This window comes from Amycolatopsis sp. NPDC114478 (assembly GCF_055633805.1).
The window spans coordinates 603,142-629,356 of sequence record NZ_JBVKDO010000004.1; the positions used below are offsets into that span (position 1 = coordinate 603,142).

General features: G+C 71.2%; 23 protein-coding genes and 4 pseudogenes. 11 read left to right on the forward strand and 16 right to left on the reverse strand.

What is annotated here, in order from left to right; translation table 11 throughout:
- Positions 1 to 55 precede the first annotated feature (55 nt).
- Both ACZ7OH_RS15655 and ACZ7OH_RS15660 read left to right on the forward strand, forming a co-directional pair.
- Positions 56 to 823, forward strand: coding sequence for an inositol monophosphatase family protein (locus ACZ7OH_RS15655; protein ID WP_470281406.1), 768 nt, complete (start codon positions 56 to 58; stop codon positions 821 to 823).
- Complete coding sequence (locus tag ACZ7OH_RS15660) at positions 820 to 1,428, forward strand: NAD(P)-dependent oxidoreductase (RefSeq protein ID WP_470281407.1); 609 nt, start codon at positions 820 to 822, stop codon at positions 1,426 to 1,428. The genes ACZ7OH_RS15655 and ACZ7OH_RS15660 overlap by 4 nt, the downstream gene beginning before the upstream one ends.
- A gap of 5 nt (positions 1,429 to 1,433) precedes the next feature.
- On the opposite strand, the gene ACZ7OH_RS15665 is transcribed toward ACZ7OH_RS15660, so the two are convergent.
- From ACZ7OH_RS15665 to ACZ7OH_RS15680, 4 genes are read right to left on the reverse strand one after another with little or no spacing between them, the layout of a single operon-like run.
- The gene (locus ACZ7OH_RS15665) at positions 1,434 to 2,324 is read right to left on the reverse strand and encodes a LysR family transcriptional regulator (RefSeq protein WP_470281408.1); all 891 of its coding nucleotides are present in this window, start codon (positions 2,322 to 2,324) and stop codon (positions 1,434 to 1,436) included.
- A gap of 18 nt (positions 2,325 to 2,342) precedes the next feature.
- A complete protein-coding gene (locus ACZ7OH_RS15670) occupies positions 2,343 to 2,939 on the reverse strand; it encodes a TetR/AcrR family transcriptional regulator (RefSeq protein ID WP_400896840.1) in 597 nt (198 codons plus the stop codon).
- Between the two features lie 34 nt (positions 2,940 to 2,973).
- Positions 2,974 to 3,690: a hypothetical protein gene (locus ACZ7OH_RS15675; protein WP_470281409.1), complete on the reverse strand. Its 717-nt coding sequence runs from the start codon at positions 3,688 to 3,690 to the stop codon at positions 2,974 to 2,976.
- Positions 3,683 to 4,192: a SigE family RNA polymerase sigma factor gene (locus tag ACZ7OH_RS15680; RefSeq protein ID WP_086675976.1), complete on the reverse strand. Its 510-nt coding sequence runs from the start codon at positions 4,190 to 4,192 to the stop codon at positions 3,683 to 3,685. Before ACZ7OH_RS15680 ends, ACZ7OH_RS15675 begins: the two co-directional genes overlap by 8 nt.
- A 225-nt stretch (positions 4,193 to 4,417) precedes the next feature.
- Between ACZ7OH_RS15680 and ACZ7OH_RS15685 the strand changes: the two genes are divergently transcribed.
- From ACZ7OH_RS15685 to ACZ7OH_RS15695, 3 genes are all read left to right on the forward strand, one after another.
- Positions 4,418 to 5,440: a threonine aldolase family protein gene (locus ACZ7OH_RS15685; protein WP_470281410.1), complete on the forward strand. Its 1,023-nt coding sequence runs from the start codon at positions 4,418 to 4,420 to the stop codon at positions 5,438 to 5,440.
- 16 nt (positions 5,441 to 5,456) lie between these two features.
- Positions 5,457 to 6,035 carry an HAD family hydrolase gene (locus tag ACZ7OH_RS15690; protein ID WP_470281411.1) on the forward strand — a complete coding sequence of 193 codons (579 nt, stop codon included), beginning with the start codon at positions 5,457 to 5,459 and terminating at the stop codon, positions 6,033 to 6,035.
- A gap of 86 nt (positions 6,036 to 6,121) precedes the next feature.
- Positions 6,122 to 6,940 carry an SAM-dependent methyltransferase gene (locus ACZ7OH_RS15695; RefSeq protein ID WP_470281412.1) on the forward strand — a complete coding sequence of 273 codons (819 nt, stop codon included), beginning with the start codon at positions 6,122 to 6,124 and terminating at the stop codon, positions 6,938 to 6,940.
- A gap of 3 nt (positions 6,941 to 6,943) precedes the next feature.
- On the opposite strand, the gene ACZ7OH_RS15700 is transcribed toward ACZ7OH_RS15695, so the two are convergent.
- The 5 genes and pseudogenes from ACZ7OH_RS15700 to ACZ7OH_RS15720 all read right to left on the reverse strand — a co-directional run bounded on the left by ACZ7OH_RS15700 (position 6,944) and on the right by ACZ7OH_RS15720 (position 11,046).
- Positions 6,944 to 7,135, reverse strand: a complete 192-nt coding sequence (locus ACZ7OH_RS15700) for a hypothetical protein (RefSeq protein WP_329053868.1) — start codon at positions 7,133 to 7,135, stop codon at positions 6,944 to 6,946.
- 101 nt (positions 7,136 to 7,236) lie between these two features.
- Entirely contained in the window at positions 7,237 to 8,409 is a 1,173-nt protein-coding gene (locus tag ACZ7OH_RS15705) for a pyridoxal phosphate-dependent aminotransferase (protein WP_470281413.1), read from the reverse strand.
- A 26-nt stretch (positions 8,410 to 8,435) separates the two neighbouring features.
- A pseudogene (locus ACZ7OH_RS15710) lies at positions 8,436 to 8,651 on the reverse strand (transglycosylase SLT domain-containing protein); the annotation flags it as partial.
- A 510-nt stretch (positions 8,652 to 9,161) separates the two neighbouring features.
- Positions 9,162 to 10,682 (reverse strand): annotated as a pseudogene (locus tag ACZ7OH_RS15715) (WXG100 family type VII secretion target); the annotation flags it as partial.
- Positions 10,683 to 10,728: 46 nt separating this feature from the next.
- Complete coding sequence (locus ACZ7OH_RS15720; RefSeq protein WP_400896854.1) at positions 10,729 to 11,046, reverse strand: hypothetical protein; 318 nt, start codon at positions 11,044 to 11,046, stop codon at positions 10,729 to 10,731.
- 178 nt (positions 11,047 to 11,224) lie between these two features.
- Between ACZ7OH_RS15720 and ACZ7OH_RS15725 the strand changes: the two are divergent.
- Positions 11,225 to 12,269 (forward strand): annotated as a pseudogene (locus tag ACZ7OH_RS15725) (serine/threonine-protein kinase); the annotation flags it as partial.
- 856 nt (positions 12,270 to 13,125) lie between these two features.
- On the opposite strand, the gene ACZ7OH_RS15730 reads toward ACZ7OH_RS15725, so the two are convergent.
- The 5 genes from ACZ7OH_RS15730 to purD form a co-directional block, all read right to left on the reverse strand.
- Positions 13,126 to 13,884: an ESX secretion-associated protein EspG gene (locus tag ACZ7OH_RS15730; protein ID WP_470281414.1), complete on the reverse strand. Its 759-nt coding sequence runs from the start codon at positions 13,882 to 13,884 to the stop codon at positions 13,126 to 13,128.
- A 2-nt stretch (positions 13,885 to 13,886) separates the two neighbouring features.
- Entirely contained in the window at positions 13,887 to 15,458 is a 1,572-nt protein-coding gene (locus ACZ7OH_RS15735; RefSeq protein WP_470281415.1) for a hypothetical protein, read from the reverse strand.
- Positions 15,459 to 15,467: 9 nt separating this feature from the next.
- Complete coding sequence (locus tag ACZ7OH_RS15740; protein WP_470281461.1) at positions 15,468 to 16,034, reverse strand: DUF3558 domain-containing protein; 567 nt, start codon at positions 16,032 to 16,034, stop codon at positions 15,468 to 15,470.
- Positions 16,035 to 16,059: 25 nt separating this feature from the next.
- A complete protein-coding gene (locus ACZ7OH_RS15745) occupies positions 16,060 to 16,440 on the reverse strand; it encodes a hypothetical protein (protein WP_470281416.1) in 381 nt (126 codons plus the stop codon).
- Between the two features lie 124 nt (positions 16,441 to 16,564).
- A complete protein-coding gene (gene purD, locus ACZ7OH_RS15750) occupies positions 16,565 to 17,839 on the reverse strand; it encodes a phosphoribosylamine--glycine ligase (RefSeq protein ID WP_400896866.1) in 1,275 nt (424 codons plus the stop codon).
- Between the two features lie 180 nt (positions 17,840 to 18,019).
- Between purD and ACZ7OH_RS15755 the strand changes: the two genes are divergently transcribed.
- From ACZ7OH_RS15755 to ACZ7OH_RS15765, 3 genes are all read left to right on the forward strand, one after another.
- Positions 18,020 to 19,156 (forward strand): glycerophosphodiester phosphodiesterase, encoded by a 1,137-nt coding sequence (locus ACZ7OH_RS15755; RefSeq protein WP_470281417.1) that lies wholly within the window; start codon positions 18,020 to 18,022, stop codon positions 19,154 to 19,156.
- Between the two features lie 42 nt (positions 19,157 to 19,198).
- On the forward strand, positions 19,199 to 20,137 hold the full coding sequence (locus ACZ7OH_RS15760; protein WP_470281418.1) for a serine hydrolase domain-containing protein: 939 nt from the start codon (positions 19,199 to 19,201) through the stop codon (positions 20,135 to 20,137).
- A gap of 70 nt (positions 20,138 to 20,207) precedes the next feature.
- Entirely contained in the window at positions 20,208 to 21,752 is a 1,545-nt protein-coding gene (locus tag ACZ7OH_RS15765; protein WP_470281419.1) for an amino acid permease, read from the forward strand.
- Between the two features lie 33 nt (positions 21,753 to 21,785).
- Here ACZ7OH_RS15765 and ACZ7OH_RS15770 read toward each other — a convergent pair.
- A pseudogene (locus ACZ7OH_RS15770) lies at positions 21,786 to 22,919 on the reverse strand (MFS transporter); the annotation flags it as partial.
- A 148-nt stretch (positions 22,920 to 23,067) separates the two neighbouring features.
- Here ACZ7OH_RS15770 and ACZ7OH_RS15775 point away from each other — a divergent pair.
- Positions 23,068 to 24,702, forward strand: a complete 1,635-nt coding sequence (locus ACZ7OH_RS15775) for a Na+/H+ antiporter (RefSeq protein ID WP_400896876.1) — start codon at positions 23,068 to 23,070, stop codon at positions 24,700 to 24,702.
- On the opposite strand, the gene ACZ7OH_RS15780 is transcribed toward ACZ7OH_RS15775, so the two are convergent.
- Complete coding sequence (locus tag ACZ7OH_RS15780) at positions 24,683 to 25,588, reverse strand: TIGR03564 family F420-dependent LLM class oxidoreductase (RefSeq protein ID WP_470281420.1); 906 nt, start codon at positions 25,586 to 25,588, stop codon at positions 24,683 to 24,685. The genes ACZ7OH_RS15775 and ACZ7OH_RS15780 overlap by 20 nt on opposite strands.
- Positions 25,589 to 25,709: 121 nt before the next feature.
- On the opposite strand from ACZ7OH_RS15780, the gene ACZ7OH_RS15785 reads away from it, so the two are divergent.
- The gene (locus ACZ7OH_RS15785; protein WP_470281421.1) at positions 25,710 to 26,207 is read left to right on the forward strand and encodes an OsmC family protein; all 498 of its coding nucleotides are present in this window, start codon (positions 25,710 to 25,712) and stop codon (positions 26,205 to 26,207) included.
- Positions 26,208 to 26,215: the final 8 nt, after the last annotated feature.

Below are 26,215 nucleotides of genomic sequence, written 5' to 3' on the forward strand. Positions count from 1 at the left end.
GTCGAGTGCCAAAGTTGCATTTGAATCAGGCCACCGGTCGTGCCGTAATGGGTTCATGACCGATGTTCTGAACACGATGGTGCAGGCGGCTTCGGAAGCCGCACAGGCTTTGCTGGCTCTGTACGACCCGGAGAGCCGTCCGCCGGACCGGGAGGCGATGTATGCGCTCGGCACGAAGCTCGAGGCGACCTCGACTTCGGTGGTGCGGGCAGCTCTCGACGGCGTCGACGGCGTGGGCTGGTGGGACGAGGACGAAAGCGGCCGGGAGGTGCCGCCGGGACGGTGGTGGGTGGTCGACGGCGCCGAGGGCGCGGTCAACCACGTGCACGGCCTGCCGGAGTGGGGCGTGACGATCACGCTCGTCACGGACGGGCAGCCGGAGCTGACGGTCGTCCGCCAGCCGATCGGCGACCTGACGTACACGGCTTCGCGGGGCCAGGGCGCGTACCTCAACGGTTCGCCGTTGCACGTGTCGGCCAAAACGGACTTGTCGGCCGCCGCGGTGACGGCGAGCCAGGCGGGCAGCTCCCCGGACGTCTACGAGCGGTTCGCGGGCGCTTTCGCGGCGATGGCGTCGAAGGCGTTGCTGGTGCGCAACACGATTCCGACGGTGTTCCCGTTGCTGGGGCTGGCCGCCGGGCAGTACGACGTCTTCTGGCAGTACCAGCCGGATCTTCCGGGCGCCGCCTCCGGTTCGCTGGTGGCTCTCGAGGCGGGCGCGGTCGTTTCGGACCTGACGGGTGGTGCCTGGGACGTCAACTCGGCCGACATCCTCGTCGCGGCACCGGGTTTGCACGCCGCGGCGCTGGAGGTGCTCGCGTGAGCCGGGTGGCGGTGCTCGGCGCGTCGGGCGCGGTGGGCAGTGAACTGGTGAAGCAGGCGCTGACGCGCGGGCACGAGGTGGTGGCCATCAGCCGTCGCGCGTCGGCTTCCGGCGAGCGGCTGACGTCGGTCGCGGCTGACGTCTTCGACGCCGCCGGGATCGCGGAGGCGTTGCGGGGCAACGAGATCGTGCTCGACGCTTTGGGTCTGAGAAAGGGTGATCCCCCGGGGGTGCTGACGGCGGGAGCTCGTGCGGTCGTGGCCGCGGGGCCGTCGCGGACGGTGTCGGTGGGGGCGTTCGGGACCGGGCCGTCGGCTTCGGCGGCGGGCTGGCTGACCCGGACGTTGCTGGAGCGGTTCATGAAGGAGGAGCTGCCGGACAAGGTCACGGCGGACGCGGCGATCCTCGGCATGGGCGGAACGGTGGTGCAGGTGGGCCCGATGAAAGCCGGCCCGGTGAGCCCGACGCGACGCGCGGTGGGGCTCGCGGACGTGCCGCGGAAGCTGTTCCCGGCCTCGGTCACGCACGCGACGGTAGCGGCGGTGATGCTCGACGCGGCTGAGAACGGCCCGCGCGGGGAGGTCCTGGTGGCCCTGCCCAAGTGAGCTTGTCAGTCGCCGGGCGCGTCGAAGACTTCCGCGAGCGCTGTGCGGCAATGACCGCGCAACCACTCGTGCGCCGGGTCCGTGTCGTAGCGGCTGTGCCAGCTCACGACCACCGGTGCCCCCGTCAACTCGATCGGGGGCTCCGTCGCGGTCAACCCCGCGTCCGCCCGCGCCAACGCCGTCGCCCGGACCGCCAGCACCCCGACGACGTCGCTGTGCGCGATCGCCTGCAGCGCCAGCGCCGCCGTCGGGAGCGCCGCCACCACCCGGCGGCGCAAACCCAGCTCGGCCAGCGCCTTGTCCACGCCGTCGCGCAACCGCCCTCGCCGCGACACGATCACGTGCTCCGCCGCCGCGAACTCCTCGACGTCCAGCCGCACACCGGCGCGCGAGACCACCGCCAGCCGGTCCTCGCCGACCACCTCGTGGCTGATCTCCGGCGACGTCGGCACCGCCGCGCCGACCTCCAGGTCGACGTGCCCGCGGGCCAGGTCCGGCGTGTCCACCGGGGCCTCCGCCAGCAGCCGCAGCCCGATCCCCGGCGCCTCGGCCGAAGCCGTGCGCAGCAACGCCGGGAACAGCGCCGCCAGCAGGGCGTCGTGGCCCTGGATGGTGAACGTGCGCCGCAGCGTGGCCGGGTCCACCGTGCGGGCCGGCGCGAGCACCCGGTTCGCGCGGGCCACCAGCGTCCGGACCTCGTCGCGCATCGCCAGCGCGCGCGGGGTCGGGGTCATCGTGCGGCCGGTGCGCACCAGGATGTCGTCGCCGGTCGTCGCCCGGATCCGGGCCAGCGTGCGGCTCATCGCCGGGGGCGTCAGGTGCAGCCGGTCGGCCGCCGCCTGCACGGAGTTCTCCTCCAGCAACGCGTCCAACGCCGTCAGCAGGTTCAAGTCCACCTGCACGACAGTAACGAATCAGGTGCCGTCGAGTGCGTTCTGGAGCATGCGCGACGCCGCCGCGCGCGGGGCCGGGTCGATCGCGATCAGGGCGTTGACGACCGCGCCGTCGACCAGGGCGACCAGCCGTTCGAGCTCATCGGCGGAAACCGGCGTGCCGGAGCGGGCGAAGATCTCCGTCAGCAGCTCGTTGAGCTGCGCCGACAGCGTCCGCATCAACGGCCGCAGGTACGGACGGCGGCCGGTCGCGACCAGCCGTTCGTACCGCAGCAGCACCGCCTCCGCGTCCGCTTCCGGGTCGTCGGTCTCCGGGCCCAGCAGCATCTCCAGCACCAGGTCGACGGTCGCCTGGACGCCGCGGTTGCGCGTCGCCAGCTCCTCCAGCCGGCGGCGGCCGGTCTCGAGCTCGCCGTACGCGTGGTGCTCGACGGCCGCCGTGACCAGGTCTTCCAGCGAGTCGAAGTAGTACGTCGTCGAGGCGAGCGGCAGCCCCGCGCGCTCGGCGACCGCCCGGTGCCGGACGGCGTCGAACCCGCCCTCGACGAGCAGTTTCGCGGCGGCCTCGACGAGCGCGGCGCGCCGTCGTTCCCCCTTCGGGGTGGTCGCAGCGGTCATGACCGGTCATTCTGCCAACCGGGCGGACCCGGGCTCAGAAGCGGGGCGCGAGAGCGTGCGCGAACGCGTCCACCTGCCCCGCGTACGGCGCCGTCCCGCCCGGAGACGGCACGCTGACCAGCACCAGCTTTCCCCCGGACGCCGTCGCCACCTCGGCCTGGACCGCGCCGGCGGGCTGGGACTTGAAGACGACGGGGATGCCCTTCGGGTACACGGCGGCGGACACCTCGCCGCCCGCGACTGGGAACCCCGCGGAGCGCGCCACCGTCGAACAGGCGCCGCCCGGCACGGCCGGGGTACCGGCGACGTGGCCGGGGAGCTCGCCAGCGAGGGCTGTGGCGAGCTCCCCGTCCACCTGTTCGCACCCGGAGGCGCCTTCGGCCAGCTGGCCGGTCTTCCCGCCCTGGTCACCTCCCTGCCGAGGTGGTTCGGACGAGAAGTTCGGTGACTCCCCACCGATCTCAGGACGTGCCGGGCTGAGACCGGGTTGCCCCGAGCCCGGCGCGGACTGCGACGACATGGCGCCGTCGCCCGCGGCCGTCATCGACTCGGGGGTACCCCCGGACAGGAGCCCGTATGCGCCGAAGCCGACGACCACCAGCGCCGCGGCGCTCACCCCGGCGGTGATCCGGTTGCGGCGCCGCACGGTCTGGCGGTGGGACTCGCGGACGACGTCGTCCTGGCTGAACGTCGGTTCGGGGGCGTCCGGCGGCGCGGCGGAGAACAACGAGCGCAGCTCCTGCTCATCCATTGGTCTCCACCTCCCGTTCCAGGACCTGCCTGAGGTTCGCCAGCCCGCGCGCGGTCTGGCTCTTCACGTTGCCTTCGCTGCAGCCCAGCGCTTTCGCCGCGCCGGTCACGTCAAGCCCTTCGAAGAACCGCATGACCAGCACCGCCCGCTGCTTGGGCGGCACTTCCTTCAACGCCGCGAGCAGGTCTTCCCTGGTCGCGACGAGCTCGTCGAGGCCCGGCGTGTCGTCGGCCGGCTCGGGCAGCGTCTCGGTCTGCCACTCACGCCGCCACGGGCGCCGCGATTCGTCGATCGACGCCCGGACGAGCGTCTTGCGGACGTACGCGTCGGTCGCCGCGGGATCCCTGATCTTCTTCCACCTCCGGTGCAGCGCGACGAACGCCGTCTGCGCGAGGTCGTCCGCCCGGTGCCAGTCGCCGCAGAGCATGTACGCGGTCCGGCGCACGGCGTCCCGCCTGGCGGCGAAGTACTCCGCGAACTCCTCCTCGTCGCGCTGGTCCACGCGCAGTCGTGCTCCGCTCTGTTGTCGTCGGTGGGTAGACGGAATCAGGGGCGTCCACGGTTGCACGGACCGAGCAGGTCCCACCAGTGAGCCTTATTCAGCCGTCGGCCGGCGCAAGGGTCACCGCAAGCGGTCACCCCACGGTCCATAGCGCCGACCTAACCAGAATAAGGCTCACTCCGGGGCTCATTGATCCCCATGAGGTGGGTGTGATGTGATCGCTCCGTGACCTTCACGCTGCCGCCGCTGGACTTCCGCTCCGACACCGTCACCCGTCCGGATGACACGATGCGCGCGGCGATGGCGTCCGCGGAGGTCGGGGACAACGTCCTCGAACGCGACCCGACGGTCCAGGCGCTGGAAGAACGCGCCGCGCACGTCCTGGGCATGCCGGCCGCGCTCTGGGTGCCGAGCGGGACCATGGCGAACCTCGTCGCGCTGAGCCTCCACCTGCAGCGCGGGGACCGGTTCCTCGCCACGCGCGGTGCCCACGTGCTGTCCAACGAGCTCGGCTCGGCCGCGTGGCTGGCCGGGGGGATGCCGGACATTCTCGAGCACGACGGCGGCCCGGGCCGCCCATCGCCCGACGCCCTCGCGGCCGCGATCGGACAACCCGGGCCGTACTTCACATTACGGACGTCGCTGCTCTGCCTTGAGAACACGCACAACGCGGCCGGCGGCGCGGTGACCCCGCCCGACGAGCACGCCCAGCTGCTGTCCGTCGCGAAGGAAGCCGGCCTGACCGTGCACCTCGACGGCGCCCGGCTGTGGCAGGCCGCGGTCGCGCTGGAGGTGCCGCCCGCCGCGCTGACCGTCGGCGTCGACACGGTGTCGGCCTGCTTCAGCAAGGGCCTCGGCGCGCCGGTCGGCTCGGTCGTCGCGGGCAGCGTCGCGTTCGTCGAGCGGGCGCGCCGGATGCGGCAGATGCTCGGCGGCGGCGTCCGGCAGGGCGGCGTCCTGGCCGCGGCGTGCCTGGTCGCGCTGGACCGGATCCCCGAGCTGGCCGAGTCGCACGAGAACGCGAGCCGGCTCGCCGAGGGCCTGCGCGAGCACGGCTGGCCGACGAACGAGCCGGACACCAACATCGTCCTCGCCGACGTCCCGGACATCCCGACCGCGCTCGCCTGGCTCGACTCGCTCGGCGTCCGCGCGGTGCCGATGGCGGGCCGGGTCCGGTTCGTGACGCACCGGGACCTGAGCGCGGCCGACGTCGAAGAAGCCTTGCGCCGGATCAAGACCGGCGCGTGAACTACCTGGGGGAATCGTGAACTGGATCGTGTTCGACTACGGCGACGTGCTGAGCAAGCCGAGCCTGGCCCGCCCGGCGATGGCCGAGGCGATGGGCGTGCCGCTGCCGGAGTTCGAGAAGGCGTACTGGGACTACCGGATTCCCTACGACGCCGGGAGCACACCGCTCGAGTACTGGCAGGCGGTCGGCGACGCGGTGGGCGTGTCCGTCGACGAAGAGCTGTCGGCCGAGCTGACCCGCGTCGACGTCGAGGGCTGGGGCCACCTGGAACCGTCGTCGCAGGCGCTGCTCGAAGTGCTTTCCGAGGCCGGCGCGTCGCTGGCGCTGCTGTCGAACGCCCCGGTGGTGTTCGGCGAGTGGGTCCGCGCGCAGGACTGGGTCCGCCACTTCCGCGTCACGCTCTTCTCGGGCGACGTCCGCTGCGTGAAGCCGGACGCGAAGATCTTCCGCCTCCTGCTCGACGAGCTGGGCGCGGAGCCGGCCGACTGCCTGTTCTTCGACGACCGTCCATCCAATGTGGACGGAGCACGGGCGGTGGGCCTGAAGGCCGAGGTGTGGAACGGCGCCGACGCGGCCCGAGCCTGGCTGGACTGACCTCACCCGCACCGCACGTCCGCCTACCGGTGGTGATCGTTCGTGGCCTAGGCTGCACGCGACCCCGACTTCCCCGGTAGGCCGCCATGACGAGCGAACGACCGTCGGCCCGTGTCAACTTCGACCGGCCGAGCATCGCCCGCGTCTTCGACGCGCTGATGGGCGGCAAGGACAACTACGAAGCCGATCGGGCGGTGCTGCGGGAGATGCTGGCGATCGCGCCGGAATCCCCGGCGATGGCGCAGGAAGTGCGGCAGTGGCTCGTGCGCGCCGTGCGGTACCTGACCGAACGGCTCGGCGTCGACCAGTTCCTCGACCTCGGCTCCGGCTTCCCGACCGTGGAGAACACCCACCAGGTGGCGCAAAAGTACAACCCGGAGGCGCACGTCGTCTACGTCGACAACGACCCGGTCGTGCAGGCGCACGGCCGGGCCTTGCTCGTCGACAACGACTTCACGCACATCTCGGGCAACGACCTGCTGCACCCCGCCGAGACGCTCGCCGACCCCACGGTCAAGCAGTTCCTCGACTTCGACCGCCCGGTCGGGCTGGTGCTGTGCGCGGTCATCCACCACATCGCGGATCTGGAGCAGGCGCGGCAGGTGGTCAAGTCCTACGTCGGCGCGGTGGCGCCGGGGTCGTACCTGGTCCTGCTGCACCAGCACAACCCGGACGACGGCTCCGAAGCCGCCGGCGTGGCGGAACGACTGCAAAATCACTTCAGCGGCACCGAGCTCGACACGCGCTACCGCACGCGGGCCGAGATCGCGTCGTTCTTCGACGGCCTCGACCTGCTCGAGCCCGGGTTGACCGCGCCGCACCTCTGGTGGCCGGACGGCCCGCGCCTGGCCCCGCTGACGCCGGTCAACTGGACGTCATTGGGCGGCGTGGCGCGGATCCCGTAGAACTCAGTAGCGGTTGATCCGACGCGGGTCCTTCTTGCCGCCGGTGATCGCGCGGTAGCCGGCCGCGCCGAGGAACGCGATGCCGCCGATGATGGCGATCCACAGGACGGCCTTGAACACGAAGCCGATCACGGCGCCCAGCACCATGAACGCCACCCAGGCGACGATCAGGCCGCCGACGATCTTCCAGAACATGGCTTCCTCCGATTGCTCCCGTGGCCCCTCCGGCCCGATGCCTCCACTGTGGCACCTCGGCCGGAGAAACTCCCCTCGTCGAGCCAACGTTCAGGGATGAATCAGGGTTCCCCCTGGCGCAGCCACCCCCCGAGCCGCCGGACGCCCTCGTCGATGTCCTCGGCGCTGCCGGCGAAGGAGAACCGCACGTACTTGCCGCCGTCGACCGGGTCGAAGTCGACGCCGGGCGTGATGGCGAGGCCCGTGTCGGCGAGCAGCCGCTGACACCAGCTCAGGCTGTCCTCGGTGTACGCGCTGACGTCGGCGTACGCGTAGAAGGCGCCGTCGGCGGGGGCGAGCTTGTCGAGGCCGATGCCCTGCAGGCCCGCGAAGAGCCGGTCGCGGTTGGCGCGGTAGTGCTCGACGTGCGCGTCGGCCTCCGCGTACGCCTCCGGCGTGAAGGCAGCGAGGGCCGCGTACTGCGACACCGCAGGTGGGCAGATGGTGAAGTTCCCGGTCAGGACGTCGACGGCGCGGTGCAGCCGCTGCGGCACGAGCATCCAGCCGAGCCGCCAGCCGGTCATCGCGAAGTACTTCGAGAAGCTGCCGAGCACGAGCGGCTCGCGCCCGTACTGCCACGCGCAGTCGAGCTCGACGCCGTAGGAGATGCCGTGGTAGATCTCGTCGCTGATCAGCTGGACGCCGTGCGACGAGCACCAGCCGGTGATGGCGGCCAGCTCGCCGGGCGGCAGCACGGTGCCGGTGGGGTTGCTCGGGCTGGCGACGATCAGCCCGTCGATCGGGCCGAGCTCGTCGAGCAGGGCGACGGTCGGCTGGAAGTTCGTCTCGGCGGTGGTCGCGAACTCGACGACCTCGCAGCCGAGGACCGACAGCAGGTTCCGGTAGGCGGGGTAGCCGGGGCGGGCCATCGCGACCTTGGCACCGGGGTCGAAGGCGCTGAGGAAGGCGAGCAGGAAGCCCCCGGACGACCCGGTGGTCATGACGACGGCCTGCGCGGCGACGTCCAGCCGGTATTTCCGCTGGTAGTGCCCGGCGACAGCCTCGCGCAGCTCGGGGATGCCGAGCTGTTCGGTGTAGCCGAGGGTGCTTTTACCCAGCGCGTCGCGGGCGGCTTCGAGCACGGGCTCGGGCGCGGGAGCGGAGGGCTGCCCGGCGGCGAGCGACACGAGATCGCCGTGACTGCGCTGCCGGGCCCCCGCCGCGGAGAGGACGTCCATGACGTGGAAGGGCGGCACGCCGGCCCGCAGCGCGGGCCCCGCCTCGAGGTCGGCCATGGGGCCAGGCTAGTTGGCGCCGGGTTTCAGTACCCCTGGTAGGCACCGCCGTGGGCCATGGCCTTGATGCCGGGCACGTTCCCGAGGCCGCCGTAGCGGTCGAAGGAGTACCGGACGCCGGCGATGATGTTGTCGACCGGGTTGTAGATGTTGTCGTGGCCGGGCAGCTTGTGGGCGTTGAACGTCGAGTCGATGCACTGCATGAGCCCCTTGGACGGGTGCCCCGCGGCGGCGTTCGAATTCCCGGTCAGGAAGAGGTGATCACCTTCCTGGGCCGTCCACGTACCCAGTTCCGTCGTCACGCACCACACGTCTGCCCGCCCGGCGGCTTCCTTGCGCAGGAAACCTCCGGTGACGATCGGGTTGTTCAGGTGCACGGCGCACTCGGCCTGCCAGGTTTCCGGCTGGTTCGCCCGCTCCACCCGGAGCACGCGCGGCCGCGCCCCGGACAGGTAGCCGGCCAGCGTGATCGCCTCGAGGACGGCACCGGGCGCCTGGTAGACGACCACCTGAGGCTCGGCGTGGCCGGGCCGCGGGTACCGGGTGCCCTCGGCGTCGATGATCGCTTCGAGCCACGCCGCGCGCTGGCTGCCGGACATCGCCAGCACCTGGGTGACCGCGTCGGCCTTGGGGTTCCCCGCTCGCGACAGCAGGTCCTGGGCGTAGTCGTGGTCCAGCCGGAACTGGTGCCGCGGCCCGCACCCGCCGCGGTCGTCGACGTACACCGCGTGCGGCACGCCGGCGAGGAGTCGGCGGATCTTCTCCACCATTTCGGGCTTCGACTGCGCGATGGACATGGTCGGGCGGTGCCGCCGGGTCTCGACGTGACCGTCGCCGGCGATCCACCCGAGGATCGCCGCTTCCGGCACGCTGACGTCCAGCGTCGACTCGGTCGCGGCGGGCGCCGACAGGAGGATGCGGTCGCGCGAGCGGACTTCGCCGGTCGTGACGAAGCCGGGCTCGGTCTCGTACCGGTTCTCCTGCTTCGTCGAAGCGATGTTGTGCGTCTTGCGCCGATGGACCGCGACGCCGTTCTCGGGCTGGTGCTCCGCGCGCGGCTCCCAGCCGCACTCCGGGCAGACGACCGGCAGGCCGGTGCGCCGGACGTGCACCCGCGGCAGGTTGAGCCAGCGGTGGTTCGGCGTCGTGGTCGCCTCCCAGCGCGAATTGCCCATCCGGACCAGCTCGGCGTCTTCGTGGTGGACGACCCGGGTGATCCGCGTCCACTCGCTGCACCCGGTGGCCGGGTTGAAGCCGATCGTCTCGTCGCCGACCTCGACCGCGTCGTGCTTCAGGAACCCGCGCCGGGTCAGGATCTGCGTGTCCAGCGGCACGCAGTCCCAGTTGTTGATGGCGTTGGGGTTCCCGCCCGACTCGTGCTGGATGATCGCCCAGATGTTGGGGATGTCGGCGTCGGTGACCGGCACGCCGGCGGCCTGCAGCGCCTTGATCGCTTCCTGGATCCACTGCTGGACGTTCCCCGGCGGCGGGGACGACGGCGGGCCGCCGCTAGGGCCGAGGCCGCCGCCTCCGCCACCACCACCTCCACCACCACCGCCGCCGCCTCCGCCACCGCCGCCGCCGTGGTGGTGGGAGGAGCCGTTGCTGTGGATGCCACCGGTGCTCTGCGGGACCGTGCCGTCGCTGGTGGGCAACGGGACCTGCGAGTAGCCGCCCTCGATCTGGGTCTTCATCAGCGCCTGGGACTTCTTGACCAGATCGTCCGCGGTGGCGAGCAGCGGATCGATCTTCCCGGCCGCGGTGGTGGCGTCGTTCTGGTTCGCTTTGTTGGCGTTGTCGATGATTTCCTTCGACGACGGGCTCGGGGCGGGCTTGTTCTCGTCCCGGGCGTGTTCCGCCTCGGCGTTCATCGCCGCCTGGGCTTTCGGGGTTTCCGAGTTGATGCGGTTCTGGATCGCCGTCTTCGCGGTTTCGTAGGCGTCGTTGACCTTGCCCTTGATGTCACTCAGCTGCGTCGAGAGAGCGCTGAGGTCGTTCCCGACGTCGGTGAGGTGGGTCTGCACCTTGTCGCCCGCGGTGGTGATCTGCTTGACGTAGCCGACGAACGCGTCCGCGGCCGGGCCCTTCCAGACACCGGCGGACAGCGAGTCCGTGGCCGACTTGAGCGCCGCGCCGTGGTCACCGGCCTGCGTGGCGGCGGTCTTGAACTGCTGGGCCGCCTTGTCGATCGACTCCGGCTTGATGCCTTCGACCTGCTTCTTCTTGGCCTCGATGTCCGGCCAGTCCGGCGGAAAGTCGATCAGTCCACCCACGTTGCCGCCCCCTTGTCATCCCGGCCCGCCGGGGCCGTCCGTGCGCTCACTGGTTCCCGTGCTCGTGCAGCTTGAGGTCGCTCGCCCCGACCTGGTCGGTTTCCGCGATCAGCCCGGCGGCCTTCTTCAACACGAAACTGGTCGCCTCCATCAGCTTCCCGGCCGCGTCGAATTCGGAGTGCACGCCCTGCTTGAAATGACCGACCGCGCCGTGGACGTCCTGGGAGCCGCCCATCGTCCCGAACGGGCTTTCCTTCTCGTCGTCGACCCCGGTCAAGTGCTTCTTCGACTTCTCGAACTCGTCTTTGAGCTTCTCGACGTGACGGGCCGCGATGGCCATCGAGTCCGGGTCGTAGACAGGCACGGTTCGTCATCCCCTTCGGAAACTTGTCTCCGCCCGATCTGACGTCGCCATGACCCGGACGGTTCCCGCGCTTACTTTATGACTTCGCCCCGGCGGCGCGTGCGGATCTCCGCCAACTTCCACCCCAGCGGGCGCCGGACCCGCTTTGTAGCATGGCCGGCGGGGAGGAAAATCGATCATGAAACCACTGAACCCGGACGAACCGCGACATGTCGGGCGCTATCGCCTGGTGGCGGCACTCGGCGAAGGCGGAATGGGCCGGGTCCTGCTCGGAGTGTCACCGGACGGCCGCCTCGTGGCGGTCAAGCGGGTGCACCCGGGCTTCGCGCACGACGACGGGTTCCGGTCCCGGTTCCGCCGGGAGGTGCAGATCTCGCGGATGGTCTCCGGCGCCTACACCGCGGCCGTGATGGACGCCGACCCGGACGCGGCGACGCCGTGGCTGGCCTCGGTGTTCGTCGCGGGCCCGTCGCTGAAGGAAGCCGTCGATGCGGCGGGCCCGCTGCCGCCGGCGTCCGTGCGGATCCTCGCGGCCGGGTTGGCGTCGGCGCTCACCGACATCCACCGGGCCGGGCTGATCCACCGGGACCTCAAGCCGAGCAACGTCCTGCTCACCGACGACGGGGCCCGGGTGATCGACTTCGGCATCGCCCGCGCGGCCGAGGGCGGCTCGGACCTGACCCACACCGGTTCGATCATCGGATCGCCCGGCTTCATGTCCCCCGAGCAGGCCGACGGGCGAGCCGTCACCCCGGCGAGCGACGTCTTTTCGCTGGGCGCGCTCCTCGTCATCGCCGCCACGGGACGGGCTCCGTTCGGTGGCGGGTCGACCCCGCAGGTGCTCTACAACGTCGTCCACGGCCGGCCGGACCTCGGACCGCTGTCGCCGGAACTGCGTCGCCTGGTGGAACCGTGCCTGGCGAAGGACCCGGCGGCGCGGCCGACGCCGGCGCGGATCCTCGACTTCCTCGGGCCGGTCCCGCCGGGGGTGACGCCGTGGCCGCCGGCGGTGCACGCTCTGATCGGTGCCCAGAAGGCGCAGGTCAGCCAGGCCCTGTCGCTGGCCCGAGCCTTCGACCGCGACGCCGTCCCCGCCTGCGAAGCGCCGGCGAACGGCCTGGATCGCCGCGGCACTCGCGGCCGTGGTCGCGGTCGTCGCGGCGACGATCGTGGTTACGCAGCTCAACGGCGGGGGCAGCGGAGCGGTCGCGACGCCGGCGCCCGGTGTCAGTCATCAGCGGCCGGCCCCGTTCACCGCGGAGGACCTCCGCGAGATCGACCCCTGCAAGCTCCTCGCCCGCGACTCGCTCCCCGCTACCGGACCGGTCAAGCCGACGGGCGGGAAACGCGTCTACTTCGAGCGGTGCGACCTGGACACCTCAGGCGGTCCGGACGAGACGGCCAGCACGAACCTGCTCATCAACCTGTACGACAAGGCCTGGGCGCGGACGAACACCCCGATCACCATCGGCGGCCTCAGCGGCTTCAAGAAGGTCGACGGCACCCAGTGCGTGGTGGCCATCGAGAGCCCCTACAGCCAGGGCTTCGCGATAACGGCCGCGTCGGGCCGCGCGGCCGGGGACCCGTGCGCGACCCCCACCGAGGCCATGGGGGTGATCATCAGCCAGATCCGGTACGGCACCGACGCGCGGTACCCGGTGACCCCGGGCTCCGCCCTGTCCCTGGACCTGTGCGCGGCGACCGAATCGCCCCCGGTCCCGCGGGGCACTCCGAACGAATTCAGCTTCTCCCTCGAAGGCCTGCACCGGTGCTTGTGGTCCGGTCAGAAGGATCTCGGCGTGTATTCCGTCGACCTCCTGTCCGCGCCGAGCGACCCGGGGAAAGCCGAAGAACGCGAACTGAACGGGACGACCGTTTCCGAGGAAGTCGTGCCCAGTCAGTACTACCCACCGTCCTGCCGGATCACCTGGACGCACCGCCGGATCGACGAGTCGAACACCGAAAACGTGCAAATCACCTACGACAACTTCGACAAGAAGCTGAGCGACCAAGAACTGTGCGCCAACGCCGAGCGGTACGCGGAGCAGGTCCTCGCCAAGTTGCCGGCCGGCAACTAGCTCAGGTCTCCGCCACCAGCTCGCGGATCCGGGTCGCCAGCAGGGCGTTGTCGGCCGGGGTGACGGTCGCCCACTCGCGGCCTTCTCGGTCGGACACCACCTGGAACAAGTAGCGGCCCGCGTCCGTGTCGAAGAACGCCACCACGCGGCCCGCGCGGTGGACCACGCCGTCGCGGCCTACCCGTTCCGCGCCGAACTGGCCGCGGGCCTCCTGGCCCAGCAGCATCCCCGACAGCTCCTGGGCGTGGAACAGCTCCACCCCCCGGTCCTCCAACGCCGTGACCAGCGCTTTCGCGTCACCCTTCGCTGCCGAGTCAGCCGTCCGGAGGACGTCGTACGGGATGCTCACCGTCTGGCCGACGCCCGGGCCGAGGTCGCCCGCCACCGAGACCGCCGTCTCCGCGAGGCCGTCTTCGGTCGCCGGGATCAGCCAGACTTCGCCGTGGTCAACCACCGCGAGGACAGCCTGGCCGCGGGCGCTCACCGCGCGGCCGCGGATCTCGCGCTCGGCCCACACCCAGACGTCGATGCCGTACTGCGGGCGGGCCAGCAGGTGCAGCTGGTCGGCCACCTCGCCGGTCACCCGGCGGTTGCGGGCCAGGCGCCGCTCGCTCAGCGACGCCCACGCCGCGTCCACCAGCTCCCGTCGTTCGGCGTGGGTGGTTCCCTCGCTCGGCACGTCCAGCGCGACGTGGCGGCGAGGCAGTCCGAGCGACTCCCACAGCACGTCGAACTCGTGCGCGGACAGCACCAGCGACACGGTCAGCGCCCGTCCTCGCCGTGGTCGCCGAGCACGTCGGGCGAGACCATCCGCTGGTCGGCGAACAGGTCCTGGTCGTCGACGCCGTAGCGGCGGACGTGCTCGGCATCGTCCTCGTGCGGGGCCGCCTCGGCGAGGAACTTCGCCTCGCCGGGCTTCTGCTTCGGGCTGATCTGCTCCGACTTCCGCAGCGCGGCGGCCTCCTCCTCGGGCAGCTCGCCGACCGGCAGCGGCCGCACCGGACCCTTCGCCGGGCCCTTCTCCCGCCGCTGGCGCTCCTTGTCGCCGCTCAGCGCGCCGCCCGCGGCACCCGCGCCGATCGCCGCCGCGCCCGCGCCGATCTCGCCGGGGGTCGCGCCGGGCTTGACCACGAACCCGCGTTCGGCGGTGAACTGGCCGGGCTGCAACGGCGCCTGCGGCATCGAACCCACCGTCCGGCCCTTGGCCAGCAGCCCGTCCGGGCCGCGGCCCGCCGAGCTGTCGAGACCGCCTCCGCCGCCGGACGCGCCCCCGCCGCCGAGCGACTTGATGGGCGCCGTCGCCGGCGACGAACCGGGCGGCAGCGCGCCGGGCGCGCCCGGCGGGACGAACTGCTCGCCGCCGGCTCCGACCGAGAGGCCGGGTGAGAAGTGGGTGGCGTCGCCGGACGCCGGGCCGCGGCCCGGGGCGTTGACCCAGCCGGGCGAGGGGGTCGACGTCGGCGGCTTGACGCCCGCCGGGGTCGTCGCCGACGAGGGTGTCGTGTGCTGGGCGGCCGGCACGGTCACCGACCCGGTCTGGCGCGGCGGCTGCGGGGCGGGCCGGGACGGCTGCTGCGCCGCGACGCCGTAGACCGGGGTCGGCGGGTCGGCGTGGACCGTGTGCGACACCGGCTGCACCACCGGCGGGTCGACGTGCACCGAGCGGACCTTGTCCGAAGCGGGCTTCACGCCGCCGTCCGGCGTCACCGCGACGGCGGCGCCCGCGACGTCCAGCACGCCCGGCGCGATCCCGGGGGCGGTCAGCTTCAGCGACTCGGGGTCGGACAGCGACTGCGTCGAAAGCAGGTTCGTGCCGCTTTCCTGCGCGTACTCGTTGAGCGCCTGCTTCGCCTGCTCCTTGGCGTTGTTCGCGGCCTCGACCTGACGCGCGTGGTCGGTCTCGAAGCCGATCAGGGACAGCAGTACGCCGTCGGTGAGCGTGTAGCCGCCCGCGCCCTTCCGGACGGTTTCGGCGTCCGGCAGCTTGTACTTGGTGCGGTTGAAGGACTCGCCCTGCTCGAACACCATTTCGGCGGCATGCGCGACCTTCGTCGTGGCGTCCTGGGAGAACCCGGCCTGCTCGGTGAGCACCTGGCTCGCCGCGCCGCCCGCCTGGCTCTGCCACTCGACGCCGAGCTTCAGCAGCTGCGCGCGCAGCGTCTGGTCGGTGTGGGCGAGCGCGGTCGCGACAGCCTTCAGCGCGTCGACGGCCGTGCCGATGCTGCCGGTGCCGTCGCCGTTGACCATCCGCGTGATCTGGTCGGCGATCGCGGTGTTGGTCCAGCCGTCGAACCGGTGGTTCTGGATGCCGGCCGCGAGCTCGGAGAATTCCACGCGCTCTCCCTAGTTGCGTGCTTTCAAGGTCTGCACCGCGATGTCGGCGGCGTGCACCGACATCTCGCACAGTTGCGGCTGCGTGAGCTTGCCGCGGGTGATGGCGAAGGTCTGGACGGCCAACGTCTGGCCGCGTGCGACGCCGACGAGCGCCTCGCAGTCGGCGGGGTCGCCCGCCGCGCGGTAGTTCGTGAGCGCCGGGTAGCCGGCGATCGTCTTCGGCTCGGTGGTCATGCTGTTCTTCTTGCGGGCCCCGGTGATCCACTCGCCGAGGTCCGCCGTCACGGCCCGGACGTGGTAGGCGTGCACCGGCTCGGCGCCGTCGGCGTCGAACACGCACGTCGGCCCGTCCGCCGACGGGCCTTCGCGGGGAGTGCTGGTGATCTTCAGCTCGTCGAGCTGTACCTGCGGGAAGACTTCGCACAGGTTGACGCCCTGCAGCGGCAGGTCGGCCGGGCGCTGCGGCAGCTGGGCCGCCTTGGCGCTCTGCGACGCCGCGGTCGCGGCCGTCTCGACCGGGTACGGGGTGCCTTCGGTGCCCGCCGAGCAGCCGGCGAGCGCCGCCGTCGCGAGCACGCCCCCGGTGATCTTCAGCGTCCGGCTACGCACCGTGCTTCGCGCGGTCACCGAACACCGCCGCCTTCTCCTCGTCGCTGATCTTGTAGTCCTTCGCGGCGTCACGCAGCTGCGAGACCAGGCGCTTCAGGCCGGCGACGTACTCGCGGACCTGGCCCGCGTAGGAACGGTCGCCGTCGGCGATGAGGGAGTTCCAGGCCTCGATGGACTGGGTGCTGATCACGTCGGCCGAGGGCGCGTCGATCCGCAGCAGGCCGAGCTTGGTCAGCAGCTGGTCTTCGAGGGCGTTGGCCTGCTCTTCGACGATCCGGGCGACGTCGAGCAGCTTGTCCGGGTGGACCAGGACGTCCGCGGCGGCCGGGGCCACGGGGACGGCCGGGCTGAGGTCGTACGAGGGTCCTGACATGCTCTCCCCTGACGTCATGCGGACAGTGACCGGCCGACTCCCCGTCGAGGCTACCAACCGAGGTGTAGCAGCAGCCTGAAGTCGGACGAAGATCAAGCCCCGCCGGTTCCCCCGGTCCGGGAAATCAGGCGCGCTGCTTCGCCGTCGGGGCGCCGACCTCGCCGTTCGCCGCCTTGAGGGCGATGTCCGTGCGGTGGTGCGAGCCCGCGAGGTGGATCTTCTCGACGGTCTCGTACGCGTGCTTGCGCGCCGACTTGAGCGTCTTGCCGGTGCCGACGACCGAGAGCACGCGGCCGCCGGAGGAGACGACGGCGCCGTCGTCGCGACGGCGGGTGCCGGCGTGCAGCACGCCCTCCAGCTCGGCGCCGCCGATGACGTCGCCGGTGCGGGGCTTGCCCGGGTAGCCGTCGGCGGCGATCACGACGGTGACCGCGGCGCCGTTCGCCCACTCCAGCGGCGGGTGCTCGGCGAGCTTGCCGGTGGCGGTGGCGTGCATCAGCCCGGCGATCGGGGACCGCAGCAGGGCCAGCACGACCTGCGTCTCGGGGTCGCCGAAGCGGCAGTTGAACTCGATGACCTGCGGGCCCTCCGACGTCAGCGCGAGCCCGGCGTAGAGCAGGCCGGAGAACGGCGCCCCGCGCTCGACGAGCTCGTCGGCGACCGGCTGGACGACCCGCTCGACCAGCTCGTCGACCAGGTTTTCGGGGGCCCAGGGCAGCGGCGCGTAGGCGCCCATGCCGCCGGTGTTCGGGCCGGCGTCGTCGTCGCCGACGCGCTTGAAGTCCTGCGCCGGCAGCAGCGGGACGACGGTGTTGCCGTCGACGAAGCAGAACAGCGAGGCCTCCGGACCGTCCAAAAAGGACTCCAGGAGGACCGGGTGGCCGCCGTCGAGCAGCATGATGGCGTGCTTGCGCGCGACGTCGTAGTCGGTCGTGACGACGACGCCCTTGCCGGCGGCGAGGCCGTCGTCCTTGACCACCCAGGTCGGGCCGAAGCGGGCGAGCGCGGCGTCGAGGCGGGCCGGGTTGTCGACCACCTCGCTGCGCGCGGTCGGCACGTTCGCGGCGGCCATGACGTCCTTCGCGAACGCCTTCGAGCCTTCGATTCGGGCGGCGGCGGCCGAGGGCCCGAAGCAGGCGATGCCCGCCTTGCGGACGGCGTCGGCGACCCCGGCGACGAGCGGCACCTCCGGCCCGACGACGACGAGGTCGGCCTGCCAGCTCTTCGCGAGCGCGGCGACCGCCTCGGGATCGGCCGCTTCGACGCCGAGCTGCTCGGCCACGGCGGCGGTCCCGGCGTTGCCGGGCGCGCAGGCCAGGGCGGTGACCGCGGGGTCACCAGAGGCCGCGAGGACGAGGGCATGCTCACGAGCGCCGGAGCCGATTACCAGTACGCGCACGCAGCACAGCGTATCCGGCCGGGTTCGCCCGGACATTTCGCCGTCGGTCGACACCCGGTGTGAACAGGAGTCCACGCGCCGTTCACCGCCGCGTTTGCCCGGATACGCATTTCGGACGCTTGCGACATCGAGGGTGAAGCGGGTAATCAGGGTCAACCCTGTGTGAAAAGAGGTCACCAGATGAAGCGCAAGCGTGTCGGCGTACTGGCACTCGCCGGACTGGCGTTGCTGAGCGTCACGGGACTGGCCGTCGGGTCGGCCAGTGCGTCCGAAGGCGGGTCCGCCGATGCGGCCGCGCACGGGCGGGGCCACGATGACCCCGTGATCGTCGGACACCGCGGTGCCCCCGGCTACCGGCCGGAGCACACCCTCGCTTCCTACGAGCTCGCCTTCCGGATGGGCGTCGGCTACGTGGACGTCGACCTCGTGCCCACCAAGGACGGCCAGCTGGTCGCCCGGCACGAGCCGGAGATCGGCGGCACCACCGACGTCGCGAAGCACCCCGAGTTCGCGAACCGCAAGAAGACGCTCGTCATCGACGGCGTCTCGACCACCGGCTGGTTCACCCAGGACTTCACGCTCGCCGAGCTGAAGACCCTGCGCGCGGTCGAGCGGATCCCGGCGAACCGCCCGCACAACACGCTGTACAACGGCCGCTACCAGATCGCCACCTTCCAGGAGGTGCTCGACCTGACCAAGCGGCTCGGCAGGGAGCTGCACCGGACGCTCGGCACCTACCCCGAGGTCAAGCACTCGACGTTCTTCTCCTCGATCGGCAACCCGACCGAACCGAAGCTGGTCGCGCTCCTCAAGCGCAACGGCCTCGACCGGGCGGACGCGCCGGCGATCATCCAGTCGTTCGAGGTCACGAACCTGATCGACCTGCACAAGCAGGTCCGGACGCCGCTGCTGCAGCTGACGTCGGCGACCGGCGCCCCGGCGGACTTCGTCGCGAAGGGCGACAAGCGGACGTACGCGGACCTCGTCACACCGCAGGGGCTGCGCGAAGTCGCGAAGTACGCGAAGTACCTCGGGCCGGACAAGGCGCAAGTCATCCCCCGGGACAAGAACGACAACCTGGGCACGCCGACCCCGCTCGTCGCCGACGCGCACAAGGCGGGCCTCGAGGTCCAGCCGTACACGTTCCGGAACGAAAACCCGTTCCTGCCGGCGAACCTGCGCTCGTCGGCCCAGCCGGACGCCTACGGGGACGTCTTCACCGAGGAGGCCACGTTCCTCAAGGCCGGCGTCGACGGCTTCTTCGCCGACCAGCCGGACACCGCCCTCGAGTCGCTGCACGCGTTCCTGGGCCGGTAAAACCGCTTTGCCGTGAAGGGCACCCTCCTGGACGCTGTGTCCATGAGGGTGCCCTTCACGGCGTTCGACGGCTTTTCCGGCGTGATCCTGGTGACCCGCGGCGAAGAGACCCTCGTCGCGCAGGCCCACGGGCACGCGCACATCGGCTACGGCGTCGAGAACACCGTCGACACGCGGTTCGCGATCGCCAGCGGCACCAAGGGGTTCACGGCGCTGGTCGTCGTCGGGCTCATCGCCGAGGGGCGCCTCGAACTGGCGACGAGAGCGCGTGACGTCCTCGGCGACGACCTGCCGCTGATCGACGACCGCGTGACCGTCGAGCACCTGCTGACGCACACCTCCGGCATCGGCGACTACTGCGACGAAGACGAAGACCCGCCGCCCACGCCGCTGCTCGCCACGTCGGCCGACTACCTCGCCGCGCTCGGGGGATACCCGCAGCGATTCCCGCCCGGCGAACGGTTCCACTACAACAACGGCGCCTTCGCCGTCCTCGCCTTGGTCGCCGAACGGATCGCGGGCATACCTTTCGCCGACCTCGTCCGTACGCGCGTCACCGCGGCCGCCGGGATGGCCGACACGGCGTTCCTCCGTTCGGACGCGCTGCCCGACCGGACGGCCACCGGCTACCTGGAAGACGGCCGCACCAACGTGTTCAGCCTGCCGGTGGTGGGCTTCGGCGACGGCGGGATCTACTCGACCGCGCCGGACTTCCGGAAGTTCTGGCCCGCCCTGTTCGACGGCCGGATCGTGCCGCGCGCGTGGGTCGACCGGATGCTCGCCCCGCACGCGGACGGCTACGGGCTCGGCTTCTGGCTGCCGCGCCCGGGTGTGGCGCACCTGGACGGCGGCGACCACGGCGTCACGTTCTGGAGTTCGCACGAGCCGGCGGCCGGGCTCACGGCCACCTTGATCTCGAACAACCACCGAGGTGGCGGGCCCCTGCTCAAGCAGCTGGACGAGTATTTGACGAAGGCTTGACACCCTCCGGGACCGGGGCTACCTTCGGCGAATTCAATGGTCTGGCCGCATACCTTTCAAGAGGTGCCCGATGGACGTTTCCGACCAGCAGACCACCCCCGACCACGCCGACGAAGACAGCGCGCGCCTGCACCAGCTGGGGTACGCGCAAGAGCTCAAACGGACGATGTCCGCGTTCTCCAACTTCGCCGTCTCGTTCACGATCATCTCGATCCTCTCCGGCTGCCTGACGCTCTACGGCTTCGGCATGAAGACCGGCGGGCCGGCCGCGATGATCTGGGGCTGGCCACTGGTCGGGGTGTTCGTGATCCTGGTCGGCCTGGGCATGGCCGAGGTCTGCTCCAGCTACCCGACCGCGGGCGGCCTCTACTACTGGGCGGCGAAGCTGGCGCCCAACAAGTCCGGGCCGGTGTGGTCGTGGTTCACCGGCTGGTTCAACCTCATCGGGCAGATCGCGGTCACGGCGGGCATCGACTTCGGTGCGGCGCTGTTCCTCAACGCGTTCCTCGACCTGCAGTGGGGCTTCACCGCGACGCCGGGGCACACGATCCTGCTGCTCGCGATCATCCTCGTGGTGCACGGCCTGCTGAACACCTTCGGCGTCCGGATCGTCGCGATCCTCAACAACGTCAGCGTGTGGTGGCACCTCATCGGCGTGCTGGTGATCGTCGGCGTGCTGATCTTCGTGCCGGCCAAGCACCAGGACGCGTCGTTCGTCTTCGGCAGCTTCGTCAACCAGACGGGCTGGGGCTCGACGTTCTACGTCTTCGCGCTCGGCTTGCTGGTCGCGCAGTACACGTTGACCGGCTACGACGCTTCGGCGCACATGACCGAGGAGACCAAGAGCGCGGCGACGGCCGGGCCGCGCGGCATCGTCATGTCGATCGTCGTCTCGCTGGTCGCCGGCTGGATCCTGCTGATCGGCCTGACGTTCGCGATCCAGGACTACGACGGCGCGGTCAACTCGGCGACCGGCGTCCCGCCCGCGCAGATCTTCATCGACGCGACCGGCGCGGTCACCGGCAAGTTCCTGCTGCTGATCTGCATCGGCGCGCAGCTGTTCTGCGGCATGGCGTCGGTGACGGCGAACTCGCGGATGATCTACGCGTTTGCCCGCGACGGCGCGATCCCGGGGTCGAAGTTCTGGCACAAGATCAACAAGCGCACGCAGACGCCGACCAACGCCGTGTGGCTCGCGGCCGGCGGTGCGCTGATCCTGGCGCTGCCGTACCTGTGGAGCGCTACGGCCTACGCGGCGGTGACGTCGATCGCGGTCGTGGGGCTGTACGTGGCGTACGTGATCCCGGTGTTCCTGCGCGTCCGCCGCGGCGACGCGTTCGAGCCGGGACCGTGGACGCTCGGCAAGTGGGGCAAGCCGGTCGGCATCATCGCGACGATCTGGGTGGTGCTGATCTTCTTCCTGTTCATGCTGCCGCAGGTGTCGCCGGTGACGGTGGACTCGTTCAACTACACGCCGATCGCGTTCCTGGTCGTGCTCGGCGGCGCGGCCCTGTGGTGGGTCCTTTCGGCACGCAAGTGGTTCACGGGCCCGAAGGTCCAGGGCTCGGCCGCCGAGCTCGCCGCGGTGGAACAGGAGCTCAAGGAACTCGGCTGACGTCCGGCGCGCTTTCCGCCACCGGGGAGCGGCGCCGGCGAACGCGTAGAAGCCCCACGGGTACGCGATCCCGGCCGTCAGCAGCGCGCCGCCGAGGAGCGGGCCGGAGATCGCGCCGATGCGGCCGATGCCGGCGGACCAGCCGAGGCCGGTCGCGCGGATCGCGTCCGGGTAGATGCGGCCGATGTACGCGTACACCAGAACCTGCGCACTGAACACGAAGCAGCCGGTCAGGAACACCGCGGCGTACAGCCCGACGGCGGGCAGCTTCACGCTCAGCAGGGCCAGGAACACCGCGCCCGCGCAGAACCACACCACCGCCGACGGGCGGATGCCGACGCGGTCGGCCACGCGCCCGGCGACGAGCAGCCCGGCGATGCCGCCGACGTTCAGCGTCAGCAGCAGGCTCAGCGCCGCGCCGAGCGGGTAGCCGGCCTGGCGCATGATCTCCGGCAGCCAGGTGTTCAGCCCGTACACCAGCAGCAGCCCCATGAACGACGTCACCCAGAACGCGATCGTCGCGCGCAGCAGGCCGCCGCGGAACAGCCCGGCGACGGCGTGCCCGGCCGAGCGCTCGGTCTCGCGGACCCGCTGGAACGACTCGGACTCCGGCAGGAACTTCAGCATCAGCGGGATCAGCGCGACGGCCGGAATCGCCCCGGCGACGAACATCGCGCGCCAGCCCAGCGGCGAGATCAGGACGATGCCCAGCAACGCCGTCAGCACCGCGCCGACGTGGTAGCCGGTCATCACCGTGGTCGTCGCGCTGCCGGACTTGCCTTGGCGCGCGTACTCGGTGACGAGCGTGATCGCCGTCGGCAGGCAGCCGCCGAGGCCCAGGCCGGCGACGAACCGCAGCAGCGCGAAGACGAACGTCGAGGGCGCGAACGCGCACAGCAGCGTGCACAGCGAGAACAGCGCCACGGAGGTGATCAGCGACTTCCGGCGGCCGATGACGTCGGTGATCGTGCCGATCGCCAGCCCGCCCAGCATCATCCCGGCCAGCCCGACCGTCGAGACGACCGACGCCGTGCCGGGCGTCAGGCCCCAGACGTGGTCGCGCAGCAGCACGGGCAGCACGGTGCCGAGCACGACCAGGTCGAACCCGTCGAGCAGGACGGCGGTCCAGGCCAGGGGCACGACCCAGGAGCGAGTGCCAGGGGACATGAGAACCTCCGGATGTGCGTCGGTGCACGTGATCCGCACAGGTGTGCGGATTGCGCACGAGTATGCACAGGGGGTACGACACAAACCAGGTCACTTCCACTGAGCGGAAGCCGAGCGCAGGGTCTCTACCTGCGGGAAGATCACGCGCGTGGAGATCCTGACGCTGATGGGCGTGCTCGCGGGCTCGCTGGCCCTGACCGCGCTCGCCCGGCGGTACAACCTGTCGGCGCCGCTGCTCGTGGTGGTCGTCGCGCTCGGGGTCGCGCTGATCCCCGGCGTCCCGCGGTTCGAGCTCGAACCCGAGCTGGTGCTCACCGTCGTGCTGCCGCCGCTGCTCTATTCGACGTCGCTGGAAAGCTCGCTGACGCACTTCAAGAACAGCCTGCGGCCGATCGTCGCGCTCGGCGTGGTGCTGGTCGCGGTGACCGCGGTGGTCGTCGCCTTCGTCGTGCACCTGCTGCTGCCGGACGTGCCGTTCGCGTCGGCGCTGGTGCTCGGCGCGGTGGTGGCGCCGCCGGACGCGGTGACGGCGGTGGCGATCGGGCGCAAGCTCGGCCTGCCGCGGCGGCTGATGACCGTGCTGACCGGGGAAAGCCTGGTCAACGACGCCGCCGCGCTGACGCTGTACAAGGTCGCGCTCGCCGCGGTCGCGGGCACGGCCGGCTCGGCCGGGCACGGGTTCGCGGTGTTCGGCGTGGCGACCGTGCTCGGCATCGCCGTCGGGCTGGCGATCGGGGCCGCCGTCGCGCTGATCCGGCGGCAGCTCGACGACCCACTGGTGGAGTCGGCGTTCGGGATCATCGTGCCCTTCGGCGCGTACGTCACCGCGGAGCACCTGCACCCGTTCGGCCCGGAGTTCAGCGGCTCCGGCGTCCTGGCGGTCGTCGCGGCCGGCCTCTACCTGGGGGCGCGCTCGCTGTACGCGTCCCCCGCGACGCGCATGCAGGACAGATCGGTGTGGGCGTCGATCGACCTCCTGCTGGAGGCGCTGGTGTTCGCGCTGATGGGGCTGCAGCTGCCGTTCGTGCTCGACGGCGCCCAGCACGCGGCCCGCGACAACGGGACGCTCGTGCTGGTGGCGGTGGTCGTGCTGCTGGTGACGATGGCCGTGCGGATCCCGGCGGTGTTCGTCTTCGCGTACCTGCCGCGGGCGATGCGGCTGTTCGGCCGCGGGCGCGCGGCCCCGTCGTGGCGGTCGCTGGCGGTGCTGTCGTGGACGGGCATGCGCGGCGTCGTGACGCTGGCCGCGGCGGCCGGTGTCCCGGCCGGCACGCCGGGGCGTGAGGAGATCCAGCTGTTCGCGTTCACCGTGGCGATCGGGACGGTGCTGATCCAGGGTCTGACGCTGCCGCCGCTGATCCGGGTCTTGAAGGTGCAGGACCCGTCGGAGGCGTCGCGCGACGAGGCCGAGGAGCTGGCCGCGCGGGAGGTCGCCAAGAAGGCGGCGCACGAACGGCTGCGCGAGATCAGCCGCGAGCGGCTGGCGTCGCTGGACCTGCCGCCCGAGAAGGTCGAACAGCTGAAGGAGCGGTTGAAACGGCTCGTCGACACGCGCTACCGGTTCGCCGAAGCCACGATCAAGCTGTCCGGCGAGGACCGCCCCGGCACCCCGCAGGCCCAGTTCGCGAAGGCGCGCAAAGAGCTGCTGATCACCCAGCGCAAGGCGATGATCGACGAGAACCGGGCGGGCCGCCTCGACGACGACGTCCTGCAGAAGGTGCTGCGCGAACTGGACCTCGAGGAGATGTCGGTGACGGCGACCCTCACGAACCGAATGAGCTGATGACCTCCCAGGTCCGCCGGCGTTCCGCGCTCGACCGCATCCCGGTCTGGGAGACGACGACATCGGTGGCGCCGGCGTCGTAGTAGCGCCGCAGGCCTTCGACAACGGTCTTCTCGTCGCCGATGATGGCGAGGTCCGCCGCGTGGTCGACGCCTTCGACGTCGAGGATCCGCCGGTAGGAGGGGATCTGGCCGTAGAAACCCATCTGTTCGACGGCTTTCGCGCGGACTTCGTCCGGTTCGTCGGTGACGATGGCGGGGACGGCGGCGATGACCCGCTTGCCGGCCATGGCCGGCACGATCTGTTCGGAAAGCGCTCTCGGACCGGCGAGGAAGGGCAGGGTGCCGTCGGCGAGCTCGGCGGTGACTTTGAGCGCTTGCGGCCCCATCGCGGCGACGATGATCGGGATGTCCGTGCCGCCGGCCACAGTGGACGGTCCGAGTGGTTTCGCCTGGACGGTCTCGCCCTCGAAGTCGACGGCTTCCCCGGCGAAGACCCGCTTGAGGACGGTGAGGTATTCGCGCAGGTGCCGGATGGGCGGCGGGTACTCGACGCCGTAGACGGAACCGAGGAAGCCCTTCGAGCCGAGGCCGATGCCGAGGGTGAAGTTCCCGTGCGCGGCGGCTTGCGCGGTCTGCGCGGCACTGGCGACGAGCAGGGGGTGCCGCGGATAGATCGGCACGACGGAGGTGCCGACTTCGAGTCCGGGGTTCTCCCGCCCGGCCAGCGCGGCGACGGTGATGGCGTCCTGGCTGAGGGGCAGCTGCGAGAACCAGACGGACTCGAGCCCGGCCTCGGCGGCTTGCCGGGTTTGGGCGAGCAGCTCATCGACGAGGTTGGGGGCCGCGTCGGTGTCGCCGGAGGGGAGCGTGACTCCGATGGTCATGACTCCACGCTAGCGAGGCCCGCCACCGGTTTCCGGCTTCCCAGGAGTTGAGAACCCGAGCACGACTCGCCGGATTCGCCCACCCTGTCCTGCATCCCGCTCACGATCTTCAGGAGAGCCCATGTCGCTGACCGACGTCATCGAAGGCACCCGCAAGGCCGTCGACGCCGACCCGCACAACGCCGCCGTTTCCTTCTCCGTCGCCAACGCCCTCAAGCCCGGGACCAAGACCGAGGTGCACGTGAAGGTCCGGGACCACAGCTTCACCGTCGACGAGCCGCCCGCGCTCGGTGGGACCGACCAGGCCGCCAACCCCGTCGAGCTCGCGCTCGCCGCCCTCGGCTCCTGCCAGGTCATCACCTACCAGTTCTGGGCGGCGAAGCGCGGCATTCCGCTCGACTCCGTCAAGGTCACCGTCGACGGCGATCTCGACCTGCACGGCTTCTTCGGCTTCTCCTTCAACACGCGCCCCGGCTTCGGGGACGTGCGCGTGTCCGTCGAGCTCGAAGGGCCGGCCAGCCGGGAGCGCTACGAAGACCTCAAGCGCGAGGTCGACGAGCACTGCCCGGTGCTCGACCTCTTCCGCAACGAGACGCCGGTCAGCACCAAGCTGACCTAGACGACTGC

Bases quoted from the DNA above. Each gene is read 5' to 3' on its own strand.
- ACZ7OH_RS15655 (WP_470281406.1), top strand. From the start codon at position 56: ATGACCGATGTTCTGAACACGATGGTGCAGGCGGCTTCGGAAGCCGCA.
- ACZ7OH_RS15675 (WP_470281409.1), bottom strand. From the start codon at position 3,690: ATGGATGAGCAGGAGCTGCGCTCGTTGTTCTCCGCCGCGCCGCCGGAC.
- ACZ7OH_RS15755 (WP_470281417.1), top strand. From the start codon at position 18,020: ATGAAGCGCAAGCGTGTCGGCGTACTGGCACTCGCCGGACTGGCGTTG.
- ACZ7OH_RS15765 (WP_470281419.1), top strand. From the start codon at position 20,208: ATGGACGTTTCCGACCAGCAGACCACCCCCGACCACGCCGACGAAGAC.
- ACZ7OH_RS15780 (WP_470281420.1), bottom strand. From the start codon at position 25,588: ATGACCATCGGAGTCACGCTCCCCTCCGGCGACACCGACGCGGCCCCC.
- ACZ7OH_RS15745 (WP_470281416.1), bottom strand. From the start codon at position 16,440: ATGTCAGGACCCTCGTACGACCTCAGCCCGGCCGTCCCCGTGGCCCCG.
- ACZ7OH_RS15670 (WP_400896840.1), bottom strand. From the start codon at position 2,939: ATGACCGCTGCGACCACCCCGAAGGGGGAACGACGGCGCGCCGCGCTC.
- ACZ7OH_RS15760 (WP_470281418.1), top strand. From the start codon at position 19,199: ATGAGGGTGCCCTTCACGGCGTTCGACGGCTTTTCCGGCGTGATCCTG.
- ACZ7OH_RS15705 (WP_470281413.1), bottom strand. From the start codon at position 8,409: ATGGCCGACCTCGAGGCGGGGCCCGCGCTGCGGGCCGGCGTGCCGCCC.
- ACZ7OH_RS15695 (WP_470281412.1), top strand. From the start codon at position 6,122: ATGACGAGCGAACGACCGTCGGCCCGTGTCAACTTCGACCGGCCGAGC.
- ACZ7OH_RS15700 (WP_329053868.1), bottom strand. From the start codon at position 7,135: ATGTTCTGGAAGATCGTCGGCGGCCTGATCGTCGCCTGGGTGGCGTTC.
- ACZ7OH_RS15785 (WP_470281421.1), top strand. From the start codon at position 25,710: ATGTCGCTGACCGACGTCATCGAAGGCACCCGCAAGGCCGTCGACGCC.